The following is a 6,510-nucleotide window of genomic DNA, read 5'->3' on the forward strand; positions in this document are numbered from 1 at the left end:
AACGGTGACCAGGACCCTGATAACGGTGACCAGGACCCGCAGCCGCCCGCTGGCGAGCAGCGTGGTTCCGCAGGCACCTACGACATTGCCTCCAGTGGGCAGGACGCTGGTGAGGTCGGGCCTGGTGCGACCGTCTTCCAGGGCGAAGAAGACATTACCTTCGTTGACTCGGGCGGGACAACGATCGCGCCGACCGAGTTTGAGCGCACTGCTGGTGCAAACGAAGGCGAGACGCTGTCGATGCCGATTCCGACAGACCAGCCGACTGGGTCATACGAGGCTACTGGTTCTGGCTTCTCGGACACCAGTATCACCGTCTCGACGCCGCGGATCCAGAACCTCGAAATCACCAACCGGAACGATGACGACGTTGCTGGTGGGGCCGTCAACATCGAGGACAGCACCGAGCTGACGCTCGACGTTCAGTACAACTTCCAGCAGGCCGAGCCCCTCGATGTCACGATCGAGGACGCGAACGGCCTCGAAGTGACTGACTCGGTCCTTCAGCAGTCGGGTCCCTTCATGCCTGACGACGGTACCCTCTCCCTCGATTTCCTCGAGGACGAACTCGATAACGAGGAGTACACGATCACCGTCGAAGGCGATGAAGATCTGGACTTCGGTGAGGCATCCCAGAGTACGACGCTTGACGTCACCTCCGGTGACGAAGTTGCGATTGATGTCCAGGAAGATCAGGTGACCCGCGGTGAGGACGTCACCTTCGAGATTGACCAGTCCGGCGAAGGGAACACTCACCTTGTTACCGTCGAAAGCGACGATATCGAGGGTGACGCAGCGGATGTCTTCCGCAACGTCGGTGACACGATCGCGACTGCGTCGGACAATGCTGGTGCCTACGCACTCGTCGAGATCGACGACGGTGTCGGGGTCGGCAGCATCGACACGTCGCCACTTGACGAGACGGACGTCACCGTCGATGTCTACGATGCGGACACCGTTGACTCCAACAACGACGGCGAAGGCGTGACTGCCTCTGACCTTACGGCAGTCGATCCCGGTACCAACTCGGCTGATGACGACGACTTCGAGGTGACTGAGGGATCGGTTACCCTGGACAACCCGATGGGAACGTATGTCGTCGGCTCGGAAACGACCGTTAACGGGACGACTTCCTCGGGTGTCGATGATGTTGCCCTTTACGCCCGCAGTGAGGGTGACTACGAGTTCCTGACCACCATTGACGTTGATGGTGACGACACCTTCGAAGAGGAAGACATCGTGCTGAGCGATACGGACGATGTTGGATCCGATATCCTCTCACTTCCGGGCACGTACCGCCTGGCCGTCGTCGATGCCACCGACGAGGCTCTCGGACCCGATGCGGACGACAACAATCCGTTCAACTTGGACCAGACGCAGAACACCTCTGCCATCAGTCAGGCAGTCGGTGAGCAGTATTCGCTGCGCGTCACTGAAACGAGCCTTACGGTGGACTACGTCAGCATCATCAACGGGCAGGTCGCTGAAGATGACACTCTGAGCATTAACGGGACTGCACCCGGTAAAAACGAGGTCAGCGTGAGCTTCTACGGCCCGCGTGGTACCTACGACTCACAGTCCGTTTCCGTTGACACGGACGGAACCTTCGACGAAGACAACATTGATGTTGGCGGCAATCTCGGCGCTCTCGCTTCAGGAGTCAGCACCGAGATCAGCCAAGGCAACGTCGTGATGACGGTCCTCTCGAATGGCCGTGACGACACGACTGGTGATGGTGACTTCGGAAACTTCCAGACCTACGATCCGAGCTACGACGACTCGACAAACTGGGCTCTCGACCTGAATGAACGGTCGCTGACCCAGCAGCAGCTCATCAACGTGGTCTCGTCCGAGACCGTCGATGACACGGGCAGCGACGACATCTCGGAGGTCTTCCAGTTCCGCTACACTGACGGGACCGTGAGCGTCGACTCGGTTACCAGTCCTGGCGCTGACGAACCGTTCCTCGTCTCGTCGAACTCCACGATGACTGTGTCGGGCACGACCAACAAACAGCCCGATGACAACAGCATCACGGTGGAAATCATCGATGGTCCCAGCTCGAGCGATCTGAGCATCGAATCCACCGATATGTGGGGCACGGACGGTCAGTGGAGCGTTGAGGTCGACACTGCCGGCGCTGAACCTGGCAACTACACGGTCGAAGCGAGTGTCGATGGCAACACCGACGTTCGCAGCTTCCAGGTGACCGACGAACAGTTCGAGGAACCGACGGAACCGGAGCCGACTGACACGGCAACGGAACCGGAACCGGAGCCTGAGCCGGAGCCGACCACGGAAGAACCGACTGACACCACGGAAGAACCCGTGGAAACTACGGCCGCGGGCACCGACGAGCCTGCAGAAGAGACGACCACCGCGACCGGGCCCGGCTTCACGGCCGTGCTCGCTCTCGTTGCACTGGTCGCCGCTGCGCTGCTGGCAGTCCGCCGCCGCGACTAAATCATCGGCCTCAGCGCCGACTTCGTAATTCTTTATTTTCGCCCGGTTAGTGACAACGCTGCTATCTTTAAACAGCGAGAGAATCCCGCCGTTTACGGCGGGCGTGAATCGCGTCATTCCACCGTGCAAGCCACGATCGACAGCACTCTGAATACCCCGCGGCAACACGAACTTTTAATGTACGATAAAACATACTGGAAAACGGATGCGGGTTGACATCGCCATCGAACGTGGAAGCGACCTCCACGAACGTGTGAAAAAATACTCTCGTGAGAACGGCCTGCGAATGGACTTCGCATACGCCGAACTCGTGGAACAGGGACTCGACGCTGAAGAATGAGAGAGGAGTGCAAGACGCTCGAAGCGTATCTTGCCCCACCCACCCAGCACAAGCAGTGCAAGCTCCACGACGAGCACGGCCGATACGAAGCGTTGCTTCGGGAGAGCTTCAACAACGAGTGCGACACGATGAGTGCCGTCAACGAGGTCGTCACAGGTGAAGCCCCCAACTGGCACTCGAAAAACGCACTCAAGAAACACGTCCCCGACTTGCTTGACGAGGACACGTATGGTGCGAAGCAACTCGCAGACACCCATCCAATTCGCTACGCCAACACCGCCGCTGTCTTCGACCACGACGAGGACCGTCACCACGAAATTTGCTGGGAAGTCCCTCTTCCCGGTCGCGGAACGAACTTCTGGATACCACTCCAGTTGAACCCCGAGCAAGAGGACTGGTGGCACTCTCTGATTGACGACGAAGATGAGAGTGTATGGGCGGGCGAACTCCGTCTTCAACGCGATGGAAAACAGTGGGTGTTGCACGTCACTGCGAACTACGAAGTCGAACCAGACCACTTGTGTTCACCAGAGAGTGGCGATGTGACCCCTGTCGGGTTCGACGTGGGTGAGTCGAAGCTCTTGGTGGGCTGTGCCCTCCGAGACGACACTCCTGTCGATCCGTTGTTCGTTGATGGCGGTCGCGTCCGACACTTACGGCAGAAACAAGCGAGTGCCGAAGACCGCTTGAAACCACGATACGCCTCGAAACTCCTCGATGACCTCGTGTGGGGTCGGTGGCAAGACGCCATCGAAGACGAGATCGAGAAAGCCTCAACGCGAGCAGTCGAATACGCTTCCCAGTTCGAGAACCCCGTCATCGTGCTTGAATATCTTGAAGGGATTACGGACGAGGACATCGGGAAGTACTGGAATCGACGCCTCGGTAAATGGCTGTTCTCCCAACTACAGTCGCGCATCGAGGACAAGACAGCGGAACACGGGATATCTGTGGAATACGTGCATCCGCACCACACGTCGAGGACGTGCCACGCCTGCCAACACATCGGGTACAGGCCGCATCAGGGCACGTTTCGGTGTACGAATGATTCGTGTTGGGTGTCGGAGTATCAGGCGGATTTGAACGCAGCAGCGAACATAGCCAATCGGCTGAATCCGTGGGGAGAGAGCCTGCCTTGGAAATCAGCAGGCGATGACTCGCCACGGAACGGGGGCCAGTGGCAGGCCCACCAAGACACGTCACCGAGCGAGGAACTCCCGTCCGAGAGGCGGGTTTCCAATGACAAGGTTTCGTCTAGCTCACCAGCGGTGGGAGCGGGGGCGGAGCCGGAGACCGGTGACACGCACACGTCTTGAAGCCTCAATCCAGCAGTTTGCTGGTATTCCACCTGCGGTGGAAGCCCCGGCGTTCACGCCAGGCGAGGATGTCACATCGAACAGCGCCATGGCGGGAACTTCCACTGCCCCGAGTGTGGCTACGAGTGTGACCGGGACGTGGTCGGGGCGATCAAGTCTGGCGGAAACACTTCTCGGACACACAGATGGAGACGGCGAACCCAAGTTGATACAACCGATGTCATGGCATTGTCTAGTTCAGTACCTCCTCGGCGGGAGTGCGGCCATCTAATGCCTGATTCGGCCGGTGTCAGTTGTAGTAGTGCCTGAACCGCCGCAGCCAGCGTTTCGCGCTTGCCTGACTGCCCCGCCAAAACGAGTGGAAGCGGTCGATTCGCATGGTGACGGTCTGGAACCACTTTTCGATGTGGTTCCGGGCAGTATAGTTGAGCTGACCGCTCAATTCCTGACGAGCGAGGGGGATGAAGACTGGGGGCGGCACGGGAACAAGCGCCTGCACGACTGGGCGTTTGATACGCTGATTCAGCACATCGAGTACAAGGCAGAGGAACGTGGTATCGAGGTAGAGCGAGTCGATGAGTACGAGTTGGCCACGTCGATAACGTGCTGTATGTGTGGGACGAAAGCAGATTCAAACCGTGTTGAGCGTGGCTTGTCCGTGTGTGGGAACTGCGGACTGGTCGCTAACAGCGACCTGAATGCAGCGGAGAATATGCGAGCGACGGTAATTCCGAATCCAGAGATGGATAGGAGTAACGGCTGTCTGGCCCAACCTTCGGTGCGCCTGTTTGACAAATCAACGGGGCAAATCGCCCCACAAGAACAGGTCTGCCCGTAGACCAGCAAATATCCCAACGCTTGCGGTGCGGTTTCGGGAAGCCTCGCCGTCGTCGGGCTACGCCCGACTGCTTGAGAGAGCTTCGCTCCCTCTCCGTTTACGGCGAGGAGGAGGTCACCCGTCGATTTCATTGAGGGCTTCAGTCGCGACATCACCAAGTTCCCCGGCTTCGATATGGGAGTAGCGTTCCCGAACCATCTCCTCGGAGTTATCGAGATATCGGGCTGCGACGGTGTACCCAAATGATCGCACCAGGACCTCGCCCATTCCTCGGCGTCCTCCGTGGGGTGCGAGATACTCGTGTCGGGGATGGTCAACGTCGACGCCGGCGTCGTCGGTGAGCCGCCGTAGAATCGATCGTGCCCCGTCGGTCGTGATTGAATTGGGGCGAATATCGTCCTCGAGTGCGAGCAAGAGATCGCGGACGAACTCGTCGCGACGGTCTTCGACGGCAGCTGGCTGGAGGCCGCGATCTGCGAGTTCTTCCTGGACGAGTATCCCGAGCGTCCGCTGATCGAATGTCGGAAAGACCGGCCACCGGTCGGTTGGGGGCTTCAGCATCTTCCGATACTGTTTGAGGGGGTGGATGACGGGGTCGGGGAGACTGGCGGTGTCCCACTGCTGTTTCTTCCGGTAGACGTCCATGCCACCGTCTTCGAGATTGAGGTCTTCCCATCGGACCCCGCGCCGGCGTGGATCATCTGGGTCTCGTAGTAGTTCTCCCACTCGGACAGCCGTGTACGCGATGAGGAACACAAGCGCCCGATCCCGTGTCGCTTTCAGTGCCCTGTAGCGCGCTCGCTGTTTGTCTGCCGCCGCCGTGTCCACCGACGGTGCTTTCTCGTAGGACTCGATAGCCTCACGCGCTTGCTGATCGACGTGGCGGGTGAGTTTGTGGCGCTGTTCGGGTGTCCAAGCCTGCTGGTCGCCGGGCTTGCGACCGTCGTCTTCGGGCAATGGAGCGGTCGCACTCGCTCGCTGGGCGTAGTGGGACTGCAGATGCCCCTCATTGACGCACCAGCCACACCACGCTGAAATGTAGGCGTAGTAGGTCTTGACCGTGTTCTGCTTGAGTCCGCGGTCACTGGAAAGATGCCGTGCATACTCGCGGAACGCACCTTCGTCGAGATCCTCGAACGCGGGCTCATCGTGACCTTCGTCAGGAGTGATCCCATTCCAGTCGTCGTCACCGCGGTCGCCGGTCGCCCACTCTGCGAACCGGTGAAGCTCCCGCTCGACGTTGCGGCGGTAGTTTCCGCCGTCTCCCCCGCGGCCTTTACCTTTGTCTTGGAGGTAGCGGTCGAAGGAACTAGCGAGCAGAGTTCGGTCCTCCGGATCAGACATTACGTAACTCATCTCTACTACCCCCAAGTTTTGTCCGGTTTCCCGGCGGAGAGGGAATCTGCTGTGTGAATTGTAGCATTCGTGCTTACCGGAGGGCGTGGGGACACTTCAAATTGGTCGTGATTATTGGAGTAATCACGAGCAACCATAATTTGGCGACGGATCTCGAAATACCGACTGTAGAGACCCATACTGGTCGATATCTAGCA

Annotated in this window: 4 protein-coding genes and 3 pseudogenes; 5 read left to right on the top strand and 2 right to left on the bottom strand. The window is 59.0% G+C overall.

Features of this window, described 5'->3' with window-relative positions; translation table 11 throughout:
• The 4 genes and pseudogenes from csg to BMX17_RS27475 all read left to right on the top strand — a co-directional run.
• A partial coding sequence (gene csg / locus BMX17_RS24315; protein WP_092665096.1) for an HVO_2072 family ArtA-dependent S-layer glycoprotein occupies positions 1–2,463 on the top strand: 2,463 nt, incomplete at its 5' end.
• Between the two features lie 205 nt (positions 2,464–2,668).
• Positions 2,669–2,803 (top strand): hypothetical protein, encoded by a 135-nt coding sequence (locus tag BMX17_RS27430; RefSeq protein WP_280141442.1) that lies wholly within the window; start codon positions 2,669–2,671, stop codon positions 2,801–2,803.
• Entirely contained in the window at positions 2,800–4,119 is a 1,320-nt protein-coding gene (locus BMX17_RS24320; protein WP_092665099.1) for an IS200/IS605 family accessory protein TnpB-related protein, read from the top strand. The genes BMX17_RS27430 and BMX17_RS24320 overlap by 4 nt, the downstream gene beginning before the upstream one ends.
• A gap of 63 nt (positions 4,120–4,182) precedes the next feature.
• Positions 4,183–4,428, top strand: a pseudogene (locus BMX17_RS27475) (zinc ribbon domain-containing protein); the annotation flags it as partial.
• On the opposite strand, the pseudogene BMX17_RS24325 reads toward BMX17_RS27475, so the two are convergent.
• A pseudogene (locus BMX17_RS24325) lies at positions 4,409–4,576 on the bottom strand (IS6 family transposase); the annotation flags it as partial. The pseudogenes BMX17_RS27475 and BMX17_RS24325 sit on opposite strands and share 20 nt — an antisense overlap.
• A gap of 3 nt (positions 4,577–4,579) precedes the next feature.
• Here BMX17_RS24325 and BMX17_RS24330 point away from each other — a divergent pair.
• Positions 4,580–4,957, top strand: a pseudogene (locus BMX17_RS24330) (zinc ribbon domain-containing protein); the annotation flags it as partial.
• A 114-nt stretch (positions 4,958–5,071) separates the two neighbouring features.
• Here BMX17_RS24330 and BMX17_RS24335 read toward each other — a convergent pair.
• Positions 5,072–6,301, bottom strand: a complete 1,230-nt coding sequence (locus BMX17_RS24335; protein WP_092665102.1) for a tyrosine-type recombinase/integrase — start codon at positions 6,299–6,301, stop codon at positions 5,072–5,074.
• Positions 6,302–6,510 lie beyond the last annotated feature (209 nt).

The organism is Halorientalis persicus (genome assembly GCF_900110215.1).
Taxonomy (GTDB): Archaea; Halobacteriota; Halobacteria; order Halobacteriales; family Haloarculaceae; genus Halorientalis; species Halorientalis persica.

Excerpts from the sequence above, each read along its gene's own strand:
- BMX17_RS24320 (WP_092665099.1), top strand. The coding sequence starts at position 2,800 with ATGAGAGAGGAGTGCAAGACGCTCGAAGCGTATCTTGCCCCACCCACC.
- BMX17_RS27430 (WP_280141442.1), top strand. The coding sequence starts at position 2,669 with ATGCGGGTTGACATCGCCATCGAACGTGGAAGCGACCTCCACGAACGT.
- BMX17_RS24335 (WP_092665102.1), bottom strand. The coding sequence starts at position 6,301 with ATGTCTGATCCGGAGGACCGAACTCTGCTCGCTAGTTCCTTCGACCGC.